The organism is Synechococcus sp. MIT S9508, assembly GCF_047303045.1.
In the GTDB taxonomy this organism is placed as follows: domain Bacteria; phylum Cyanobacteriota; class Cyanobacteriia; order PCC-6307; family Cyanobiaceae; genus Synechococcus_C.
In genome coordinates, this window is record NZ_CP138941.1 from 1,928,385 (window position 1) to 1,947,445 (window position 19,061).

The window sequence follows — 19,061 nt, forward strand, 5'->3', positions numbered from 1 at the left end:
CTACCTAGGTCTAATCTCTTAAGAGAAAATACTTAGAGGATGCAGGTCCGCTAAGAAATAACAGGCATCTAAAGTGCCTATATATCGATTGAAAAAGTTTGACTGCTTTCTTTTTGGTGAGTTCGTTTGTCATGGCAGTGCTGCTCTTAAACGAGAGAGAGGCCTCAGGCAAAGCTGTTGCAGAAAAGGATAGAGCAGTCAAGAATTACAGGGCTTCTGAGAAATGGTTTGCCACTGCTGTTTCAATGGCAGACAATGAACAAGAGATAGTAGATGGACTCACACAGATAGAGAAAGTGGAGAAGAGGAAATGGGATAAAGACTGGCACTCAGAGAGTGAAACAAAAATGAGCATGGATGACCAAAGGTATGTTGATATCTCAATGCTCGGGCATCTTCTAAAAATGCACAGCAATAAGCGGCCCCTGTGAATACCTTGGGCCAACGGCCTCCATTCTGGTTGACGCCAATGCCATCGCTTCCGCGCCATGAACCTCTCGATTTCAAGAAGAGGCCGACGGTCGAGGGTGTCTCTGAAGAGGGAAAAAATGAGATGGTCATTTCGCTGGAAGAGTTAGAGGAAGACAAGGAGTCAGGCTTCCAGGTCCCCAATGAAGGTCGGGCCCCAAGCTTCTAAGCACATCTGGCAGGGTCAGCAGCCCGGGATGACATTTGACCAGATCAGCCTTGAACCAGCGGGCACAACCAAGCAAAGCTCGGCATCATGCGCGGACTGATGCCTGATTCATGCTTCGCCGCCTTTCGATCGCATTACTGACCTTGTCTGTTGCTATCTCCCCATTGCCTTTGAGAGCGCAAGAAAGAGCGCCTAGCGAGAGAGAATGGCAGAGTTAAATAAAAACTTTTTAGACACCATGGCTGAATTATCTAACGACAAGGAAGTGTCTGAATTCTTGGGTGTCTTCAGTATTATTTCACTTGCAATCTACAATTGTGAATCAGTCTCGAAGGGTATCGTAAAACACAGCGCTGTTGATGAACTTTTGAGCCAGTATTATCTAGACATTTACGACCTCCCAAACATAAAAATGGCAATAAGTATGCAGTCTTCGGCCCTTAGTGATTACATAGTGTTTCCAAAAAACGTTTTTAGACTTTGCGATCCAAAGCGCATTCTACCGAAATTCAAAGGTCTTCCAATAAGCCCTCCCCAATAACATTTATTCAAAAATATGTTTTCTTACTATTAAATCCTGCAAATACTCGTTCAGCGGCAGAGGTCAAATCCGTCTCCCCGCCTTCGGCTAGGTTTCTTTTTGCTTGACTTCGGCAGCGAGGACTATGCACTAGTTTCGCAAACATCAAACTCACGATAAAGCGCATCAGCATCCTGGAATCGCTTGCTCAAAAGCAAGTCTTTGATTCGCTGTCTCACCCAATCTTCAATCAAACCAGCATCTTTATCAACAAAGGTGTATTTGGGCAATTCCATAATCCTCCTTTGAATTAATGACTATATATCGTGATTTCCTCTGCAGGCCAAATAATCATTACATAACTTATGTGCTCTGGGCTACATTCCGTCTGCTACCAAGCCATGGCCTTTTGTTGTCAACATCCTGTTAAAACCAGGCAGGTTATTGAGGCTCGCAATTCCCCTCTGCTAGGTCGGTCAATGCTTTAGAGGGATTTGCTATTGAGGCATTGTCCATACCAAGCGTCAGGATCAAATCCACTCGACGGAAATACAGTTATCGAAAACAGTCGCTCATCACCACGAATCTGAATTTCATAATCCTTATTCAGCCTGTCATTGGTGAACTTTGTAGTAAGTGTTTTCCCATAGATTTTGATGTCAATTGGCTCGTTCCCAGCAGATAACTGTTCAGTGTCGATATCTACCTCTGTGAGGGTCGACGCATCTAGATCCAATTTGTATTCAACACGAACTGGAAAGTTCATTGGGAGGCCTGTTGCAACACCAGATCCCTGTGTTCTCCTGCCTTTGCATTCAAAGTAAAAGATGTTTGATCCATTTATCCCCTCATGTGCGATTGAAGGCATAACAGAGCAGCCCACAACAGAAGCAAGCAGTCCAATGGAAAGACGGAGGAGCATGGATCAGGCACGAGTCCGCGCATGATGCCTCACCCGCACTCGGGGCACCCGTCCGGCTTGCACTTACCAGGTGGGTCAGCGTTTGATTCGCTCGACGCCGTAGCCGACCAACAGTCCTGCGGCGCCACCCATCGATGCAGCGGTGAGCTGGGTCTTCTGCTTCGGGCTAAGGCTTTCACCAAGCAAGGTGATGAACGCGATTGCTGCGAGCAGTGCAGCTCCGACAACAACAGCATCAAGGTGGTTGTTTCTTGAGGGCCCATCAGGTGAGCCGGATTGAACGCCTCTCTTGACCGGAGGCTTTCCTGAAGGCGGGCTGGAATCCAGATCTCGCTCAATCCGTTCGAGTTCTTTTTTCAGCTCCGCCTGACATAACTGATCCCAAATCCTCGACTGGTTTTCAGTAGTGCTTGGGTAGTGGTATTGGGTAGTGGTCTACCAACTTCGCTCACAGATGCAGATCCTTGAAAACAGCTGCTGCACCTTTGTTTTGGAATGGGTGGACCACCTGACCGTGCGAGCCCCAGTGTTCGACCTGGAGTTACCAGAAGGGGCAACAAAGTGAGGATTCGTTTCCGGCTACAAGGCCGGTTTACGGCACCTTCACGACAGTCACCCCAAGTCGAAAGAGAGTCAGATCAGAGCACTAGAGAAAGGCTGTCACCAACCAGGTAGTCCAATCTCAATTTAAGGGATTCGGCCAGATCTCACGAATTTGCTTCAAAAGCCTTTCAGCCTCCATGCCACGCGCATCGGCATCGGCTTGGTCAAGCAGCACAGTCACATGACCAACCTTTCTTCCAAGCATTTCCTTCTTGCCATACCAATGCAGATGAGAGCTGGGGATGGCCTCCAGAGCAGCAAGCCGCTTCTCCAAGGATTCCACGCCTTCAGACTGCAAACCAAGAAGATTCACCATGATCGCGCCAGGCACCACAAGGTCGGTTGTCGGAACCGGCAGACCCGCAGTAATGCAGAGCTGCTGATCAAACTGACTGCTGCTGCACGCCTCAATCGAGAAGTGACCTGAATTGTGCGTCCGCGGCGCAATCTCATTCACCATCAGACCTGCTGGGCCGTAAAAGAATTCCAGCGCCATCACACCCACGTAATCGAGGCTTGTGAGCAAGGACGCTGCAATGTTGTAAGCGGTGGCTTCCAGCAGTTGCTCAGCTGGAGCAGGAGCAAGAACCCAGTCACAAACTTGACTCTTCTGATGCGTTTCCACCAGTGGAAGGCTACGGATTCGTCCCTGCTGATCACGACTGACGACCAGAGCGAGCTCACGCTCGTAAGTCACCCAGGTCTCCAGCAGCCAATCCTCGACGGAAACGCTGCTCAACAGCTTGCGAAGAGACTTGAGATCACTGATCACGCAGGTTCCCTTGCCGTCGTAACCGCCATGGGCCGCTTTGGCCATGACGGGAAACGTCCAGCCGGCGGGAAGAGCCGGTGAGTCGGTGTTGACCTCATCCAGCCCAATCCAGGCCGGACTTGGAATCGCCAGATCGTCCAGCATGCGGCGCTGAGACAGCTTGTTCACCAGCGGCAGCAGACTGACGAGGGAAGGAGAAAACACCGCCCCATCACGTTCCAATGCCCTTAGGGCATCAACGGGTATCCACTCATTCTCAAAGGTGATGTGCTGGCAGCGCTTCAACAGTTCAGCCGTGGCAGCAACATCAGTTGGTGCTCCTGAGACCTGCTCCTGAGCGGCGGCCATCGCAGGATCCTGGCCAGATGCGCTCTGCACGATCACATCAACCTCTCGCGACTTCGCTGCTTCACAAAGCATTAGTGCGAGTTGACCACCCCCAACAACTCCAATTGTCCCGGCAGCGCTGGCCATAGCCACTGATGTCCTCCTCTGAAGCTTGCCATCCGACCCTCAGGGACGTGGAAGGGACCTGGCCTAGATCAGTGAGCGTTCCTCACTGAAGGCGAACCTGATCGCCGTCAGCAGCAAAACAATCAGGAATAGGGCAAGACCGACAGTGCAGGCATAGCTGATCTCAAGCTCTGCAAAAGCCTGGTCATATACGTAATAAACAAGGGTCCTAGTTGAGTCGGCGGGACCTCCCTGTGTCATCAGAAAAACCTCCTCAAAAACTTTGGTGGCAGCAATGGCTGAGATCACTGCAACCAGAGTCACGTAAGGACGCAACAGCGGAAGAGTGATATCGAGATGTTTCCTCCAGCCCTCACTGCCATCGAGTTCAGCAGCCTCATACAGCTCCTTGGAAATCCCTTGAAGGCCTCCGATAAAGATCACCATGTAGTACCCCAGTCCTTTCCAAAGGGTCACAAGCATTACGGCAGGCAGTGCCAGCAACGGATTGGTCAGAAAGTCGATGGGAATGAAACCGGATCCGATCAAGGCTTCAAGCCAGCCATTGATCAGACCGTTCTCCGCATACAGCCAACGAAAGGCGATGGCTGCAACGACAATCGAGACCAGCACGGGTGTGTAGAACGCAGCTCTCAACCAATGAATGCATGGCAAGACACGATTGACGAGGACGGCCAAGGCCAGGGCACCAAGAACAATCGGAGGCACCACACCCACGAGATAAATGAGGGTGGTGCCTAAGACCCGATAGAACATCGGATCACCAGCGAGCCTGCGCAGATTGGCCAAGCCGATGAACTTCAGCGGCTCTGACACATCAAGCCCTGTCTGCGTAAAGCTGATCAACAGAGCCATTGCGGCAGGAATCAGCACGGAAAGACTCAACAGCGTGAGTGCAGGCGCAAGAAAAGCCCAGGCGGTGAAGCTTGTACGCCGATCTAGCCTGGAGGCAGGGTTCATCGAACTCAAAGAGCTTGCGGCTGAGGATAAGGTCAGTCGATGGAATCCCACGCGGATCGCAACCGCAGCATCAGCCCATGAGCACAGTGCAGGCAGCTGACTTGCAGGAACGCACAACAATCACGGTGTCCCTGGAGCGCAATCCCTACGACGTGATCATCGGCCGTTCGATGGTGAAAGAAATCGGTTCTGCGCTGGCTGATCTACCCATTCGGTCAGGGACCAAAATTCTTGTGGTCAGCAATCCTGACGTCGCCAGGCCGTATGGCGGCAGCTGCCTGAACGGACTCAGAGCGGCAGGCTTCAACCCCGTGCTACTGGAAATCGATGCGGGTGAAGAACGAAAAACCCTGCAAACACTGAGCTTGATCCTCGACAAGGCACAGCAGGAGGGTCTTGAACGCACCTCCCTGATGCTGGCGCTGGGAGGTGGCGTTGTCGGTGACATGACGGGCTTTGCAGCGGCATGCTGGCTGCGCGGCATTGGCATCGTCCAAGTCCCGACCACTCTCCTCTCGATGGTCGATGCCTCCATCGGTGGCAAGACCGGTGTGAACCATCCAAAGGGAAAGAATCTGATCGGAGCCTTCCACCAGCCACGCTTGGTGGTGATTGATCCTTTGACATTGAACACGCTCCCTGTGAGGGAATTCCGCGCTGGCATGGCGGAGGTGATCAAATACGGAGTGATCGGAGACCCCGACCTCTTCAGCCGTCTTGAGGAAGCTTCAGACCTCTCCGATCCCGCAGCCATGGATCCGACCTTGCTGCACGACATCCTTGTGCTTTCCGCGGAAGCCAAAGCTGCCGTTGTCGCCGACGATGAACGAGAAGGAGGCCGGCGCGCAATCCTCAATTACGGCCACACCTTTGGACATGTGGTGGAGACCCTGACCGGATACGGAACCTGGCTCCATGGCGAAGCCGTGGCGATCGGCATGGCGGCAGTTGGTCGCCTCGCCGTCCAGAAAGGTCTCTGGAGCGAAGCTGATCAACAGCGCCAGCTGAAACTCATCGAGAAGGCCGGTTTGCCCGTGGCCTGGCCGACCCTTGATCGGGAGGCTGCACTGCGGACCTTGCAAGGCGATAAAAAGGTCCGTCACGGGCGACTGCGTTTCGTCCTACCGACCCGGATCGGCAACGTGATCATCAGTGACGAAATCAGCAACGAGGATGTCAGTCGCTGCCTTGCATCCCTCAACTGATCAGCTCGGTTCACGCGGAATCGGTTCCCGCAGGAAACGACTGTCGAGAAGTCCGTTGTCCGCTGCAGTTGGCGTGTTGCGAAGAAAGGCGAACCAACGCAGCTCACCAAGACAACTGGGGTCGACAAGTCTCAGAAGGGCTTCCCTTCTACGCAGCGCTTCCGCTAACTGATCAGCTGGCATTTGCTGCAATGCGGTCAGTCGCTCTGCCAGACCCAAGGCAAGCAATGCTTCTCCTTGACGGCACTGTCCGGTAAACAACCAGCCTGCCTCGGAGGCCGCACCAACCACGGACTCCAGGCATAGGTGGGCAGTGATGTCTTGAGAACCCGCATCACGCAAAACATCCGTTGAAGCCTGTTGGCGTTTGTAGGCGAGCAGGGTTCCATCGCACCGGCGCGGAGCGTAATAGCGGCTTGACTCCAAGGCGTAATCGACCACCAGCAACATCCCATCGCTCATTGCTGCATATGCCTGCTGCATCCAAGGAGCAACGGAGTGATGCCATTCCGTGGCCCATCCATCCAACGCCCCCCTTGGCGGAAGCTCCAAGGCATCACGATCCGCCTGCTTTTGGATCTGAGCCTCAAGCTGTAGAGGCAAAGGATCTTCATCCCATCGGAGCAGGGGCTCAGATCCATCAAAGGCCTCAAGAGTGACCATCTGCCGCCGAAGGGAGCCTCCCCTCAGGATGAGTCGCTCGACCGGCAGAGCATCAAGCAGCTCATGGGCAAGCATGATGCCGTTGACCGGTTCAGCGGCGAGCTCCTGCAACACAACCCAGCGGCAGGGAATCTTGCCCACTGACTCGAGCCGCGCTCTCTGGCGCTGCTGCATGCCAGGGTTGATTTCGACAAGAACACACTCCAGACGCGGCAGCCATTCAGCTGCGGAAGCTTGAAGAAGGGGGATCAACTGAGCGATGAGATCCCCCTCTCCTGGCCCCACATCCACGATCGAAAGCCGGCCTTCCGGATGGCGAACGGCCAGCAACTCCAGCCATTCGATCAGCTGATGAAACAGAAGGCCTGAGAAATCCTCACCGAGGGATGGAGAAGTAACGAAATCGCCAGACATGCCCACATGCAGTTGACCACTGCCATAGGCGCCGTGATCAGGGTCATGCAGGGCCCAGTCCATGAAGGTGGAGAAGGGCACCCGCTGGCCATGCTGCTGCAATCGCTCCCGCAGCCATTCGGGGCAGGGCACATCAAAGGCCTTCATGTGGTGAGAATGGCGTGCACTCGCTCTAAATCATGGGTGTCCAAGCAATGATGCGTGGCCTGAAGGCCCTGCTGAGCCTGTCAGTGCTGCTGCTGATGGTCGCAGCGCCTGCTGGGGCCATTGATAATCCCGATCTGCTCCCAGACCATCCGACCCCAGTGATTGATCTTGCTAAGGCCCTGAGCCAGACGCAGCGCCAGTCACTGGAAACGTCTCTCGACGCCTTTGAGCAACGCAGCGGCTGGAAGCTGAGAGTGCTGACCCAATACGAGCGCACTCCAGGATTGGCAGTGAAGGAATTCTGGGGACTGGACGAACGCAGCCTGCTGCTGGTAGCGGATCCGCGTGGGGGCAATCTGCTCAACTTCAATGTGGGCGATGCCCTGTTTGCGCTGATGCCGCGCACCTGGTGGGTTGAACTGCAAACCCGCTACGGCAATCAGTTCTATGTGAAGGATCACGGAGAAGACGGAGCCATCCTGGCGGCACTGGATGCCGTTGAACTGTGCTTGGACCGTGGCGGATGCCAGGTTGTGCCAGGCCTGCCGACGGAACAGTGGCTCTGGACGCTCAGCACCTCAATCCTGGGTGGCCTGATTGCGGGATTCGCGGCCTATCCACGAAAAGAGGGTGAACTGATCGCCTGGGGCTGGCTGTTATTACTGTCACCTCTTTGGGTGATGCTCTTTGGCGTGTTCGGAGTAGCACCCGTGATCACACGCACCAGTGAACTACTGCCGTTGATCCGCAATGGAATGGGTTTCCTGGCTGGAGGAATTGGTGCTTATCTGATCGCCGGAGCGACGGTCGGACGGAAATTGAACGAATCCAGCGAAGAGGGCTGAGTCAAGCGGGATGCTTCAGCGCTATTTGCATGAAAATGCCGGACCTAGGCAATCTGAAGCATCAACCTTGGTTGGAGTGGAACTCTGAGCAGAAAGAGCTGAACGCCGCTCGTCGCGAATCTTGCGCAATTGAGCCAGATTCACGTTGAAGAATCCCTGGAGATTGGTGAAACGCTTTACAGGTTGTCCGTAATAGCTTCTGCCGCGAAGGGTGGGGAAGGATGCCCATTCAGGAGCCAACAATGCCGCGAGTTGAGGTGTCATCACACCGTTGTCAGTCAGACGAAGCGCTTTGCGACGTTGAATCAGAAATAGAGCGCCTTGATCCTGAACTTCTGGGCCGAACCCTCGAACGCCTAGACGGCGTTTGACCATGTCCCAGGTGAATGGCATGAACTGGTATGCACCAGCAGCAGCACTTGCATAACGAGAGGAATAGATCACCCGGTTGGGATGACGATCCATCGATGGCATCAAACCGCCACCGAACATGACGCGATAGCCAAGATCGTGACCACCCTTCCAGGTACCTTCAGCGAAGCGGATGGTGTTGAGCATCGCGCGACGCTCGGGGGTAATGACGTAAGGGAGAGCTGAAGTTTCTGCATCCTCCTCGAGCATCACCAACCTGGAACGGGAGCTTTCCAGGGCAGGAAGAGCTGAGCGAACCGCAGGAGCAGGGAGAATGGTGAACAGCGAAACAACACTTGCAACAGCGCCTGGGATGCAACGACAGGCTTTGATAGCAAGGGAAGTCATACAGATCGGTCAAGGAACAGAATCAAGCTCTAATGACACTTAAGAAGTGAATTTGTGAGCTAAATCGTGGGATTCAATGAATCCAGTGCTTTAAAACACGGGCAAACTGTGTCGAACCGATGCCTCTGATCACAGAGGGTTTGTGACAGGCGGAGGATCGTCATGCAAGCTGCTGTTGTCAGGACAAGCTCAAAAGTCCAGAGACAGAAACGCTTTGAAGCGTAGATAAGCTCAATTAATCGTAAAAATCAGCCTTGTTTAACATTGTTGATTGCAACCAAGCGAATCGCTTCAGCGGCTTGAGTTGCACCGCCAGCACTCAAGGGCGGACCAGCAGCAGGTTCCAGAGGCTGATCCAGCTTCCAATCACCAGATTCCAGCGACTGTCGACTGAGAATCCTGTGGTCAGCATGTGATCGCAAACCGTCCATCAGCACAGACGCCTCAGCAAAGCCCTGGCGTTCCACCACGTGAAGTGCGACACCGCAGCTCATCGCCTCACAAAAACTGCTGAATCCGGGTTTGCCCAGAAGTCGATCACAGAACGGCATCACATCCAGAAACCTGATCGTTTCAGGCAACAACAGCACATTCGCGATCTGACCAAGCTGCTCGAGCTGTCTGGAAACCTTGGGTGCAGGCATCAGGAACAGATGTTGAGGCCAGCGTTTGAAAAGGTCGCTTTGAAGCGAGTATCCGAGTCCACCAAACCCCACCAGCACCTTGGTTCGACCATCAGCGCGAAGACGCCTCTCCAGATCGAGTGGAAGCGCCTCCGGATCTGCTGACACAAGCCCCAGCGCCTGTTCCGGTAGCGACCAGTTCATGGGCAAGGACAACGGACAGCGCAACAGCAGCGCTCCGCTTTGATAAGCCGCTGTAGCGTGATTAGCCCAATCCACAAAAGCGCCGCCTAAGGGCGCATAAATCTCATCCCAGCCAAAATTGCCCATCCAAACCAGGGGAGCGTCAAGCTGACGAGCTAACTGGGCTGCTGCAGGCGGGATATCAGCGAGAACAACACACTGGCTGTCCTGCTCGCGAATCCAGTCAACCTCTCGTTGCACCAACTGGGGAAGCTCGTTCTCGAGATGCTGAAGTGCCTGCAGGGTGGCCTGCTGATCCACGACCAAGGCATCGGCCTGAAGCATGCCCACATCCCAGCGAACTGTTCTTCTGCCGACCGGCACATGGCGAAGCACTAGAGCAAGGAAGGTCTCATCCACGCTGGAACTGATTACAAGCTGCCAATCCGGCTGGAGTCGGTGCAACTGAATCAGAACAGCTGCCTGACGCGCGGCATGGCCATAGCCATGCGTACTCACGCACACGTAAATCAGCATGACGCCTGCCCTTTGATGGCATGGCGCAACAGAGTCTGCTCATAGATCAGTTCACCACTGGGGCGGTACCAACGGTGACTCACCAACGATGGTTCAGTGCCTAAGAACTCCACCCAAGTGAGGTGATGCAGCGTCCGGCCTGATTCATCCACACCAATTCTTGGCACGCATGCCGCATTCACAAAGCAAGTGCCTCGACGATCGCGGTGAAACGTGATCCGTGCACCGCGTCGTCCTTTGAGCTGATGGTGCATGTGGCCAAACACCACAAGGTCAGCCGGACGAGTTCGCTGCATGCGGTCTAGAGCCATTGCCAGATCACGATCGCCCCAGTCGATATGGGGCTGCTTCCAATCACGACCGCAGGGGCTGTCCGCAGCTGACCCCAGCCCCGTCGGACCGGAATGGGCCAGCACGATCAAAGGCCAGTGCTCAGGGGCCTGCTTGGCAGCATCGACGATCCAGTCGGCCGACTGTGTTTCTGTGATGGGCCCGAACACCGCTTGCACCGCTTGAGACAGGTGAAATCCACCTCCTGCGCTGCATGGACGGGCACCAACCACCGCCAGCGCAGGCTGGCTCCATGCTCTCAATTGCCATGGACAGTGCCGGGCTCCAAGCATCGTGATTTGCCGTTGCAGCAGATCTCCGCTTCTGTCGCGTCCACGGTCATGATTTCCAAGCAGGATCGCCACAGGCAGCGACAGCTGGGTGATGCTCTTGACCAGGCGTAGGTCTCCATCGCTGAGATCCCCCACAAAAAGGAGTGCATCCGGTTGCAGTCGCTCAATCAGATCCACATCCTCTGTCCCCCAGTCACCATGGAGGTCTCCGGCAATGGCAACACGGAGTGATTTCAGGACGACTTCTAGGCTGGTCCCATCCTGCCCCAGATGGCCCCGATGAGCTCTGACACCGCACTCGTCGCGGCGATCAACCAGCTCCGCCAGGAACGCAATGCCGTAATCCTTGCGCACTATTACCAGGAGCCCGAAATTCAAGACATCGCCGATTTCATCGGTGACTCGCTTGAGCTGTCGAGAAAGGCTGCCAACACTGATGCCGAGGTGATCGTGTTCTGCGGGGTGCACTTCATGGCGGAGACCGCCAAGATCCTCAGCCCTGAAAAAATAGTGGTGCTGCCTGATATCGATGCAGGCTGCTCACTGGCCGACGACTGCCCTGCCGATGAATTCGCCAGCTTTCGCGAAAGCCATCCGGACCATCTGGTGGTGAGCTACATCAATTGCACGGCGGCAGTGAAGGCCCAAAGCGATCTGATCTGCACCAGCAGCAATGCCGTGGATCTGGTGAAACAGCTGCCAGAGGAGCAACCCGTGCTCTTTGCTCCCGACCGCAATCTTGGACGTTGGGTGGAACGCCAGAGCGGACGCGAGCTCACGCTCTGGCCTGGACGTTGTTTTGTGCATGAAACCTTCAGTGAAGAAGCACTGATCAAGCTGAAACTGGATCATCCAGACGCTGAAGTGATCGCCCATCCGGAATGCCAGGAAAATCTGCTGGATCTTGCCGATTTCATCGGATCCACAAGCAAACTGCTGGTTCACTCCGAAACCAGCGACTGCGACACGTTCATCGTTGTCACAGAGCCTGGGATCCTGCATCAGATGAAGCAGCGGGTCCCCGAGAAGAAATTGCTTGATGTTCCTGGCCTCGATGGCTGCAGCTGTAATGCCTGTCCATACATGCGTATGAACAGCCTGGAAAAACTGCGCGACTGTCTAGAGACACTCTCACCGCAGATCACCATGGAGGAGTCGATTCGTTCCAAGGCTGAAGCGCCGATCCGACGCATGCTCGAAATGAGCAAGTGACGCCCTCACGAGCCTGGGACACGCCAGCAGCTCAGGCTTGCCAAAGTTGATGAATGAACGTTCTCGAGCGAACCGACAGCGGTCTGTATTGCAGAGCAGCAGACGCCTGGATCGATCCCTCACGGCCAGTGTCGAGAGCCTTGATCACTCACGCCCACGCTGATCACGCCAGACCTGGATGCGGCGAATACTGGGCTGTGGATATCAGTGAAGGTGTGCTGCGACAACGCTTGGGCCGAGACATCACTCTGCATTCCATGCCTTATCGCCAAGAGTTCTGGCTCAATCAGGCCTGTTTGTCGTTCCATAGCGCTGGCCACGTCTTGGGATCAGCTCAAATTCGCTTGATGGTTGAGGATCAGGTCTGGGTGGTGACCGGTGATTACAAACGCTGCCCTGACCCGAGCTGCGAACCGTTTGAGGTGGTGCCCTGCGACGTGCTAATCACCGAAGCCACATTCGGGTTGCCGATTTATGCATGGGATACCGGGAAACGAGTGGCAACGAAGATCCGAGACTGGTGGCATGGAGACCGCGAGCGGCCCTCGCTGTTGTTCTGTTACTCGTTCGGCAAAGCTCAGCGTCTGCTAGCCGAGCTGAAAGCCATTGGAGTGGAAGAGGAAGTGCTTCTCCATGGTGCCGTTGAAACCGTCACGCGCCACTATCGCGAGGCAGGTGTGGCGATGACGGCGAGTCGGCCTGTGAGCGAGCTTCCCCGCAAGGAGTCCCTGGCAGGAAGACTGATCCTTGCGCCGCCTTCCGCCCATCGTTCAGCCTGGATGAGGCGGTTCCGCTCGCCACAGACAGCCTTTGCATCCGGGTGGATGGCAGTGAGGGGAGCCCGGCGGAGGCGTGGCTATGAACGAGGCTTCGTGCTGAGTGATCATGCCGATTGGAATGGGTTGGTCAGCACGGTGCTGAACACTGGAGCTGCATCTGTCTATGTGACCCACGGCCAGAGCGATGTGCTGGCGCGCTTTCTGAGCGAGAGACACGGACTTGATGCCAAACCGCTTGATCAGCTCAACTGAACTAACCTCAAGAACCTTCTCTGGAACCATGGCGACCCGCAGCTCTACCTTGACCGGCCTCATGGTTTTGATCGCTGCGACCGCTGGACCGGCACTCGCCCAGCAAACCACGATCACCATTGAGCAGATCAACACCGTGGTGTTCCCTGCTGATGGTGCAACAGCGGCAAAGGCCATCTGCGAGGGTCTGGCTAACGGCGCACTGACCCGTGATCAGGTTGGGAGCGATCTGGCCCGGCTTCAGGGAGCTTTGCGTGAAGTGGCCGACTCTGGAGACACAACCAGTTACGTCAAGGCATTCAACAGTGCGACAGCTGGAATCAACGGATGCAATGTTCAGGTGACAGGTCCAAACGAGGACAATCGCTGGAATTACTGAGCAGTCGCCTAGAACAGCTTTGGCATGGATGCATTCGCGGCTCTGATCGAGGATCTGGACGAGAGCACAGGAACGAAACGCAAGATTGATTTGATCGCAGGGCATCTGCAGCAAGCCGATGCCCACGACGCCGCGTGGACGGTATTACTACTGATGGGAGAACGGCGCAAACGGTTGATCACCGGTCGCCGGTTGCGCAACATTCTTCAGCAGGCGAGTGCGATGCCTGACTGGCTCTTCGACGACTGTCGGAGCCACGTCGGAGATTCAGCAGAAACCCTCTCACTGCTCTGGCCACAACTAAAACACGACATTGGCGGCCACATCCACAACCCCAATGTGACGATCTGGATTAATCAACTCAATCATTCACCGCCGATGCACTGGTGGATGGAACAACTGTTGCCGGCCGTGGCGGCGATGGAGGCTGAGGAGCAAAGCAGCGCGGTGCTCGCGATCTGGGAAGCCTTGCCTCACGACCGCCTGTTCCTGTTCAACAAACTCCTAACGGGTGGCTTTCGCATTGGTGTTGCCCGCGGACTTGTAGTGAAAGCGATCGCGACAGGATTCAACTTGGAGGAGGCTTTGGTTCTCGAGCGTCTGATGGCGCCAGCCGATGCCTCTGAACATTGGTTTCGTGCACTGACGGCTGCCACCAGTGAAGAGCGCGGCAACAGAGGGCCCGTTCCCTACCCATTTTTTCTGGCCAGCCCACTCAAACCGGAGACCATCGAGGACACCGCACCCTCCGAGTGGTGGGTTGAACATAAATGGGATGGCATCCGCGGACAGCTGATTCAACGCGAGAGCGGAACATACCTGTGGAGTCGTGGTGAAGAACTGATCAACGAACAATTCCCAGAACTGATCGAGATGGCATTAGCGATACCGGCCGATACGGTGCTTGATGGCGAGGTGATCTGTTGGGCGGAATCGGAGCAACAACCAAGACCCTTTAGCGACCTGCAGCGACGACTTGGCCGAAAAAGTGTCGGCCGCAAACTGCGGCTCGAATGTCCTGTGAGTTTCGTGGCCTATGACCTACTGGAACGCAATGGACAAGATCTGCGCTCAGCCCCGCTTCAGCAACGGCTTGAACAACTCAGCGCTGTTCAACAGCGCATGGATGCCATTACGGCAGGGTGGCGTTGCCGACTCAGCAGCGGACAACAACTTGAGCATTGGGATCAGCTGGATCGACTCCGCCAAGAGGCTGTGGAGGAGGGTGCCGAAGGGGTGATGCTCAAGCATCTGCAGTCTCCTTATCTGAGCGGTCGTAAGCGTGGGCATTGGTGGAAACACAAGCGCGATCCCATGACTCTGGATGCGGTGCTGATCTATGCACAGGCAGGCCGCGGACGTCGCGCCAACCTGTTCACCGACTACACCTTCGCGATCTGGGAGACACAGACGGAGTCAACAAGCAACCCTCAGTTGGTGACATTCGCTAAGGCCTATTCCGGTTTGAACGACGCCGAAATCCTCGAGCTGGATCGATGGATCCGCAGTCACACCCGGGAACGGTTCGGCCCAACCCGCTCGGTGGAGCCTGAATTGGTCTTTGAGATTGGCTTTGAAGGCATCCAGACATCCAGACGGCACAAGTGCGGCCTCGCCGTTCGTTTTCCCAGAATTCTGCGATGGCGCAGTGACCGCACGGCAGACAGTGCCAACACCATCGAAGATGCTCGAAGGCTCTGCGACCAAGTGGTGAAGCGAACGTCGTCATCGTGAAACAGACGTCTCACAACCAGCGCGCTCGCCATGAGTGCGACGCTGATCCGCAACGGATTCTCTCGCCGATTCTCAACTGGTTTCAACATCAGAGATGGTCGCCGCTTCCCTTTCAGAAGCGGACATGGGAATCACACCTGCAGGGTTTGAGTGGTCTGATCCAGGTCCCAACCGGGTCAGGAAAAACTTACGCCGCGGTGATGGGGCCGATCGCGCAGATGCTTGCGTCAGCTAATGAGCAAGCAGGGATCCGCCTGCTCTACATCACGCCACTCAGGGCGTTAGGGCGTGACTTAGCCGTGGCGCTACAACAACCGATTGATGCGATGGGCTGGCCCCTGCGGGTTGGGATCCGCAATGGAGATACCCCAAGTGCTGAAAGGAGTCGCCAGATCAAAAACCCACCCGAAATTCTGATCACCACACCGGAATCATTGTGCGTTCTGCTGGCGAGTCGCCATTGCGAAGCACTGTTCAAGACGCTTGACACCGTCGTTCTTGATGAATGGCATGAGCTGATCGGAAGCAAACGCGGTATCCAGGCAGAGCTCGCTCTCAGCTGGTTAAGGCAACAACGCCCACAACTCCAAACATGGGCGATCAGCGCCACGATCGGAAATCTTGAGGAATCAGCTCGATATGCCCTCGGCGAGGCGTGTGAGCCATGTTTGATCACTGGAGCTCCCAAGCGAGGACTCGATGTCACGAGCATCCTTCCCGACAGTATTGATGGATTCCCCTGGGGTGGTCACCTGGGGCTAAGACGATACGAAGATCTCATCGGGAAGCTCAAACCCTGCACCAGCACACTGCTGTTCACCAACACGCGCAATCAGGCTGAACGCTGGTTTCAGTGCCTGCGCTACGCCTGCCCAGAAATGGAGGGCTTACTAGCACTGCATCACAGCGCTCTTGATCGCAGTGAAAGGGAATCCATTGAAGCTGCTGTGAAAGCGGGGTCGATGCTCTGGGTGGTCTGCACAAGTTCGCTCGATCTTGGAGTGGACTTTCAACCGGTGGAGCGAGTTGTTCAGATCGGCTCGCCAAAAAATCTGGCCCGGCTGCTGCAACGCGCAGGACGCTCAGCACATTTACCAGGAGGAACCTCCAAGGTGCTTTTCATGCCCACCAATGCCCTGGAATTACTGGAACTGAGTGCCGTTCGCCGAGGCTTGGAGAACGGAATGGTGGAAGAACGGCGCCCCCCTAACCAACCTCTCGACGTGCTGCTACAACATCTCACGACACTGGCTTGCGGGCCAGGATTCAGACCTGTCGAAACTCTCGAGGCCATTCGCAGCACCAGCACCTACAGAACTCTCGAACAAGAGGGGTGGGATTGGTGTCTGCGCTTTCTTGAGCATGGAGGTGATTGCCTCGGTGCATATCCCCGCTACAGAAAACTGGACAGCACAGATGACGGACGATTTGTGGTGCGTGACAACGCAATCGCCAGACTGCATCGCCTGAACATCGGCACGATTACCTCAGCTCCAGCGATCCGAGTGCGCTTTGTGCGGGGATCAGTGCTGGGACACGTGGAGGAAACCTTCATCAGCCAGCTGAAACCGAAGGATGTGTTCTTTTTTGCAGGACGTCAGCTGGAATTCGTGAGGCTGCGCGACATGACGGCCTACGTGAAAACCACAACCAAAAAAAGCACTGCGGTTCCAGCCTGGGCGGGAGGACAGATGTCACTGTCCGATCTGTTGACCCATCATCTGCGGGAAGAAGTGGCGCGCGCCGGACGGGGAGAACTGGATAACAATGAGCTCAAGGCACTGGAACCACTGTTTGAACGCCAGATGGATCTGTCGACCTTGCCATCAAGTGATCAGCTGCTGATTGAAACCTGCCGAACCAGAGAAGGAATGCATTTGTATGCGTATCCGTTTGAGGGTCGCTTTGTGCATGAAGGTCTGGGCTTCCTCTGGGCAACACGACTCACAAAGAAGAAGCGCGGCACGATCACGGTTTCAGTCAACGACTACGGATTTGAACTGCTGGCACCAAAGGGATACCCCATGGACGACCTGCTGGAGGAACATCTGGAGGATCTTCTGGATGACAGCAATCTGGAAACTGATCTTGAACAGGCTCTCAATCTCTCCGAACTCTGTCGACGACGATTTCGTGGCATCGCCCAGGTTGCAGGACTGCTTGTACAAGGATTCCCAGGCAAGAATAAAAGTGCAGGACAGCTGCAGATCAGCGGTTCATTGCTATGGGAGGTGTTCAACAAACATGAACCAGGCAATCTTCTCCTGAAACAAGCGCAACAAGAAGTGCTGCAGGAGCAACTTGAACTGCCACGCTTACGCAGTGCACTGAAAAGAATGCAACGTGGAGAAACACTGCACTGCCCTACGCCTCGACCAACACCACTCGCTTTTCCACTGTTGGTTGAACGACTCAACAATCGCATGAGCAATGAATCCGTCTTAGAGCGGATTCAGAGGATGCAAAGGGAAGCGCTAAACCAGGAAGGTTTCTAACCCATCTATCGAACAGGAGTCGACCAAATCATGAAATTTGAATTAGTTATTTCTGTCACAACCACCTTAATCTTAACCTGCACTAAAAAGAGTGGAGGGTTAATGCATCTAAATAGACCATTCTTCACTTTCAACAAGTCTGTACCTCAGTAAATATTACCGAAAGAACTGGAGAAAAACGTATCGGCCAGGGCAAAGAGACTGTCAGATAGATTGCTGTACAAATCAAGGATTAAGTGCAAGAATAAAAAAAGTTGGAACTCAAAATCATGGAAACCACGGTCTGGACATTCAACCTGAGCGTTCCATTCTCAGAGTGGGCCAAAATTTATGACAGCGATGACGTCACCCAAATGCATGCATCAGTAGGAATCAAATCACTGTTTAGAGGAGTTTCCAAGGACGATGCATCGAAGGTCTGCGCGATTCAACAAGCACCCATTGGGGTGGCACAAAAGATCTTTGAAGATAACAAAGAGATGATCCGGGGAGCTGGACATATCATCGAAAGCACTATAATCACATCCTATTCAGAGCAATGAACTAACCAGAGGAGCTAAGCAGTATAGGCAGACCCGATCCACTGATAAAGCGGGGATCTTTCGATCCTCGAAACTCTGCTGCAGAGATGAAACTCAACGGCCATGTCGCAGAAACCACCGTCATCTCACAGCAGATCGGCCAACAAGTACAATAATTAAAGCGAATCACTGATGAATTCAAGGAGTCAACTATGGATTTTCACATTGTGATTCTTGATGAGTTCATCGCAAGCTATCCTGAAGTTAACTGGGGGAAGTGGAAAGACTATGTGAGGGAACAGATGATCAGCCAAGGGGATCACTGGTCAGAGGCGACACTGCCTGGAAACGACGTCTGGGATTGCATAGACAAACATAAAATCAACCCTCTTCATATCGTTCAGTGGAAACCAGTCGAAGATACTCTTTACAAAGTCAGCCTTCCTGATCACCCACACCCATTTGATCACCCGTTATGAGAACATAGTGATCAAGTCATCACAACAGAGTGGCAAATTCTGGTATATTCAAATGGATGAAAAGAGGTTATAACTGATTTATATGTATAATAACAGGCTCACTCTCAAATTACCGATCACCAATAAAATACAATAAGTACCGAGATACCCTGAGGCTCGCAGCATTGGATCATTGAGTCTCAAATGAGTCTCGCGTAGGCAACAGTTTTGACAAACTTATCATCTAAAGCCAAGTCGATTGGCCTTAGATTGAAGACTGCAGTAGAAGCAATGTGAACAGACGCAAGGCACCCTATTTCCCTCTAAGCAACCAATATTTTTAC

17 protein-coding genes and 1 other RNA gene are annotated in these 19,061 nt (G+C 54.3%); 10 read left to right on the top strand and 8 right to left on the bottom strand.

The window, feature by feature from the left end; genetic code table 11:
- Positions 1-131 precede the first annotated feature (131 nt).
- Positions 132-431 carry a hypothetical protein gene (locus SIB42_RS10635; RefSeq protein WP_156485181.1) on the top strand — a complete coding sequence of 100 codons (300 nt, stop codon included), beginning with the start codon at positions 132-134 and terminating at the stop codon, positions 429-431.
- A 1,210-nt stretch (positions 432-1,641) separates the two neighbouring features.
- On the opposite strand, the gene SIB42_RS10640 is transcribed toward SIB42_RS10635, so the two are convergent.
- From SIB42_RS10640 to SIB42_RS10655, 4 genes are all read right to left on the bottom strand, one after another.
- The gene (locus SIB42_RS10640) at positions 1,642-2,079 is read right to left on the bottom strand and encodes a hypothetical protein (RefSeq protein ID WP_067094826.1); all 438 of its coding nucleotides are present in this window, start codon (positions 2,077-2,079) and stop codon (positions 1,642-1,644) included.
- Positions 2,080-2,576: 497 nt separating this feature from the next.
- Positions 2,577-2,760: non-coding RNA, 6S RNA (ssrS, locus tag SIB42_RS10645), on the bottom strand.
- 1 nt (position 2,761) lies between these two features.
- Complete coding sequence (locus SIB42_RS10650) at positions 2,762-3,928, bottom strand: 5-(carboxyamino)imidazole ribonucleotide synthase (RefSeq protein WP_067094831.1); 1,167 nt, start codon at positions 3,926-3,928, stop codon at positions 2,762-2,764.
- Between the two features lie 63 nt (positions 3,929-3,991).
- Positions 3,992-4,888, bottom strand: a complete 897-nt coding sequence (locus SIB42_RS10655) for a carbohydrate ABC transporter permease (protein ID WP_067094834.1) — start codon at positions 4,886-4,888, stop codon at positions 3,992-3,994.
- Positions 4,889-4,965: 77 nt separating this feature from the next.
- On the opposite strand from SIB42_RS10655, the gene aroB reads away from it, so the two are divergent.
- The gene (aroB, locus tag SIB42_RS10660) at positions 4,966-6,093 is read left to right on the top strand and encodes a 3-dehydroquinate synthase (protein WP_067094837.1); all 1,128 of its coding nucleotides are present in this window, start codon (positions 4,966-4,968) and stop codon (positions 6,091-6,093) included.
- Here the strand turns inward: aroB and SIB42_RS10665 are convergent, their stop codons facing one another.
- Positions 6,094-7,317, bottom strand: a complete 1,224-nt coding sequence (locus SIB42_RS10665; RefSeq protein ID WP_067094840.1) for a class I SAM-dependent methyltransferase — start codon at positions 7,315-7,317, stop codon at positions 6,094-6,096.
- 47 nt (positions 7,318-7,364) lie between these two features.
- On the opposite strand from SIB42_RS10665, the gene SIB42_RS10670 reads away from it, so the two are divergent.
- Positions 7,365-8,162, top strand: coding sequence for a TPM domain-containing protein (locus SIB42_RS10670; RefSeq protein WP_369818444.1), 798 nt, complete (start codon positions 7,365-7,367; stop codon positions 8,160-8,162).
- Positions 8,163-8,183: 21 nt separating this feature from the next.
- Here the strand turns inward: SIB42_RS10670 and SIB42_RS10675 are convergent, their stop codons facing one another.
- From SIB42_RS10675 to SIB42_RS10685, 3 genes are all read right to left on the bottom strand, one after another.
- Positions 8,184-8,921 carry a glycoside hydrolase family 104 protein gene (locus tag SIB42_RS10675; RefSeq protein ID WP_067094845.1) on the bottom strand — a complete coding sequence of 246 codons (738 nt, stop codon included), beginning with the start codon at positions 8,919-8,921 and terminating at the stop codon, positions 8,184-8,186.
- Between the two features lie 248 nt (positions 8,922-9,169).
- Positions 9,170-10,264 carry a hypothetical protein gene (locus SIB42_RS10680; RefSeq protein WP_067094849.1) on the bottom strand — a complete coding sequence of 365 codons (1,095 nt, stop codon included), beginning with the start codon at positions 10,262-10,264 and terminating at the stop codon, positions 9,170-9,172.
- Positions 10,258-11,103, bottom strand: coding sequence for a TIGR04168 family protein (locus tag SIB42_RS10685; RefSeq protein ID WP_369818445.1), 846 nt, complete (start codon positions 11,101-11,103; stop codon positions 10,258-10,260). The genes SIB42_RS10680 and SIB42_RS10685 overlap by 7 nt, the downstream gene beginning before the upstream one ends.
- Before the next feature lie 63 nt (positions 11,104-11,166).
- Between SIB42_RS10685 and nadA the strand changes: the two genes are divergently transcribed.
- From nadA to SIB42_RS10720, 7 genes are all read left to right on the top strand, one after another.
- A complete protein-coding gene (gene nadA / locus SIB42_RS10690) occupies positions 11,167-12,099 on the top strand; it encodes a quinolinate synthase NadA (protein WP_067095108.1) in 933 nt (310 codons plus the stop codon).
- 53 nt (positions 12,100-12,152) lie between these two features.
- Positions 12,153-13,130 carry a ligase-associated DNA damage response exonuclease gene (locus SIB42_RS10695; protein ID WP_067094852.1) on the top strand — a complete coding sequence of 326 codons (978 nt, stop codon included), beginning with the start codon at positions 12,153-12,155 and terminating at the stop codon, positions 13,128-13,130.
- A gap of 28 nt (positions 13,131-13,158) precedes the next feature.
- A complete protein-coding gene (locus SIB42_RS10700) occupies positions 13,159-13,509 on the top strand; it encodes a DNA ligase (RefSeq protein ID WP_231856405.1) in 351 nt (116 codons plus the stop codon).
- A gap of 24 nt (positions 13,510-13,533) precedes the next feature.
- Complete coding sequence (locus tag SIB42_RS10705; protein WP_067094856.1) at positions 13,534-15,243, top strand: ATP-dependent DNA ligase; 1,710 nt, start codon at positions 13,534-13,536, stop codon at positions 15,241-15,243.
- A gap of 56 nt (positions 15,244-15,299) precedes the next feature.
- On the top strand, positions 15,300-17,738 hold the full coding sequence (locus SIB42_RS10710) for a ligase-associated DNA damage response DEXH box helicase (RefSeq protein WP_067095115.1): 2,439 nt from the start codon (positions 15,300-15,302) through the stop codon (positions 17,736-17,738).
- Positions 17,739-18,007: 269 nt separating this feature from the next.
- The gene (locus SIB42_RS10715; RefSeq protein ID WP_067095119.1) at positions 18,008-18,280 is read left to right on the top strand and encodes a DUF3764 family protein; all 273 of its coding nucleotides are present in this window, start codon (positions 18,008-18,010) and stop codon (positions 18,278-18,280) included.
- A 191-nt stretch (positions 18,281-18,471) separates the two neighbouring features.
- Positions 18,472-18,738, top strand: coding sequence for a hypothetical protein (locus SIB42_RS10720; RefSeq protein WP_067094859.1), 267 nt, complete (start codon positions 18,472-18,474; stop codon positions 18,736-18,738).
- Positions 18,739-19,061: the final 323 nt, after the last annotated feature.

Bases quoted from the DNA above. Each gene is read 5' to 3' on its own strand.
- SIB42_RS10635 (WP_156485181.1), top strand. From the start codon at position 132: ATGGCAGTGCTGCTCTTAAACGAGAGAGAGGCCTCAGGCAAAGCTGTT.
- SIB42_RS10650 (WP_067094831.1), bottom strand. From the start codon at position 3,928: ATGGCCAGCGCTGCCGGGACAATTGGAGTTGTTGGGGGTGGTCAACTC.
- SIB42_RS10665 (WP_067094840.1), bottom strand. From the start codon at position 7,317: ATGAAGGCCTTTGATGTGCCCTGCCCCGAATGGCTGCGGGAGCGATTG.
- SIB42_RS10705 (WP_067094856.1), top strand. From the start codon at position 13,534: ATGGATGCATTCGCGGCTCTGATCGAGGATCTGGACGAGAGCACAGGA.
- SIB42_RS10715 (WP_067095119.1), top strand. From the start codon at position 18,008: ATGGAAACCACGGTCTGGACATTCAACCTGAGCGTTCCATTCTCAGAG.
- SIB42_RS10720 (WP_067094859.1), top strand. From the start codon at position 18,472: ATGGATTTTCACATTGTGATTCTTGATGAGTTCATCGCAAGCTATCCT.
- SIB42_RS10680 (WP_067094849.1), bottom strand. From the start codon at position 10,264: ATGCTGATTTACGTGTGCGTGAGTACGCATGGCTATGGCCATGCCGCG.
- aroB (WP_067094837.1), top strand. From the start codon at position 4,966: ATGAGCACAGTGCAGGCAGCTGACTTGCAGGAACGCACAACAATCACG.
- SIB42_RS10700 (WP_231856405.1), top strand. From the start codon at position 13,159: ATGGCGACCCGCAGCTCTACCTTGACCGGCCTCATGGTTTTGATCGCT.
- SIB42_RS10675 (WP_067094845.1), bottom strand. From the start codon at position 8,921: ATGACTTCCCTTGCTATCAAAGCCTGTCGTTGCATCCCAGGCGCTGTT.
- SIB42_RS10695 (WP_067094852.1), top strand. From the start codon at position 12,153: ATGAACGTTCTCGAGCGAACCGACAGCGGTCTGTATTGCAGAGCAGCA.
- SIB42_RS10655 (WP_067094834.1), bottom strand. From the start codon at position 4,888: ATGAACCCTGCCTCCAGGCTAGATCGGCGTACAAGCTTCACCGCCTGG.
- SIB42_RS10670 (WP_369818444.1), top strand. From the start codon at position 7,365: ATGATGCGTGGCCTGAAGGCCCTGCTGAGCCTGTCAGTGCTGCTGCTG.
- SIB42_RS10640 (WP_067094826.1), bottom strand. From the start codon at position 2,079: ATGCTCCTCCGTCTTTCCATTGGACTGCTTGCTTCTGTTGTGGGCTGC.
- nadA (WP_067095108.1), top strand. From the start codon at position 11,167: ATGAGCTCTGACACCGCACTCGTCGCGGCGATCAACCAGCTCCGCCAG.